This is a genomic window from Streptomyces beijiangensis (genome assembly GCF_017315755.1).
Taxonomy (GTDB): Bacteria; Actinomycetota; Actinomycetes; order Streptomycetales; family Streptomycetaceae; genus Streptomyces; species Streptomyces beijiangensis.
In genome coordinates, this window is the sequence record NZ_JAFLRJ010000880.1 from 1 (window position 1) to 1,248 (window position 1,248).

At 71.5% G+C, this 1,248-nt stretch carries 2 protein-coding genes; both read right to left on the reverse strand.

All coding sequences use genetic code 11. The annotated features are described in order from the left end of the window. Positions 1-112: 112 nt before the first annotated feature. Positions 113-784 (reverse strand): hypothetical protein, encoded by a 672-nt coding sequence (locus tag J0695_RS39635; RefSeq protein WP_242553758.1) that lies wholly within the window; start codon positions 782-784, stop codon positions 113-115. Beyond that, on the reverse strand, positions 784-1,248 hold a 465-nt coding region (locus J0695_RS39640), incomplete at its 5' end, for a sigma-70 family RNA polymerase sigma factor (protein WP_206969689.1). The genes J0695_RS39640 and J0695_RS39635, both read right to left, overlap by 1 nt.

Consider the following 1,248-nt stretch of genomic DNA (forward strand, 5'->3'; position numbering starts at 1 on the left):
GCCCGGCGGCGTTTGTGCTGACTCATGGTTCCCATTCCTTGTGTGGGGGGCGAGAGCTTTCGCTCAGTGGTCGCCGCCGCGCCGGGATGGGTTGCCGCCCGGTGGGGAATTCTCAGGCGAATCCGCCGTGGACCACGCTGGGCTTCCCGGACGTAGTGCCCCGGACGGTGTACGAGTCGCGCTTGGCGTCGCGGCCGCCCTCCGCGTGGTTGTACTGGCCCGCGAAGACATGCTGTCCGACGGGCACCGTACGGCCGTCCTTCAGCGTCCAGCGGTAGACGAGGCAGCCGCCGTCCTCGCGCACCGAGACGGTGAAGTCCTCGGAGGGCAGGTCACGCCAGTTGCCGGTGTCGTTGACTCCGCCGGTCTGGGCGACGCGCAGCTCGACCGTCAGGGCGGAGAGCGGGGCGCGGTTCTTGAAGGTGATGTCGGACTGCGCCCAGTAGGCGTTGGAGCCGGCGTCGATCGAACCGTCGGCCCACAGGGTCCCGGACGAGGACGAGGACCTGGTCTCTCCGGCCGCCGGTCCGGTCGACACGGTCTGCTGCGGCCCGCTGTCGTGGAAGGCGGAAGCGACGGCGTATCCGCCCGCCGCACAGACGCCCGCCACGAACGCCGTCACACCCACGGCGCGCAGCCACCGCCCGAGACCGCGCGGGCGGTGCGGCCGGATCCGTACCGGCTCCGGCTCGAACATGCCGCGCTCCACACGCGCCAGCATCCGCTCGCGGTCGGGCCGGTGAGCCTGTGCCATGTCCTTGAGCTGTTTCTCCAGGCCGTCCATCAGTTCCTCCCTCCCGTACGTCCCGTGGCCACGGCGGCGCGGATGCGCACCGGGGTTTCCTCCGTGCCGAGTATCCGGCCGAGCTCGGCCATCGCCTTGGAGGTCTGGCTCTTGACCGTACCCACGGAGATGCCCAGCGCCTGGGCGGTGTCGCGCTCGGAGAGGTCGAACGAGTGCCGCAGGACGACGCAGGCCCGCTTGCGGAAGGGGAGTTGGCGCAGTGCGCCCTGCACATCGACGACGGCCGGTATATCCGGGCCGTCGGTTCTCTCGCCGCGGTGCGACCAGAAGAGGGTGATGCGCCGCCGCTCGCGCACCGCGCTCCTGATCCGGGTGCGGGCCATGTTGGTGACGACTCCACGGGCGTACGCGAGAGGGTGCTCGGCGGCGCGGACCCGGTCCCAGCGGTGCCAGAGCGCGAGGAACGCGTCGGCGGCGAGGTCGTCGGCGGCGTCCGCCTCGCC

Excerpts from the sequence above, each read along its gene's own strand:
- J0695_RS39635 (WP_242553758.1), bottom strand. The coding sequence starts at position 784 with ATGGACGGCCTGGAGAAACAGCTCAAGGACATGGCACAGGCTCACCGG.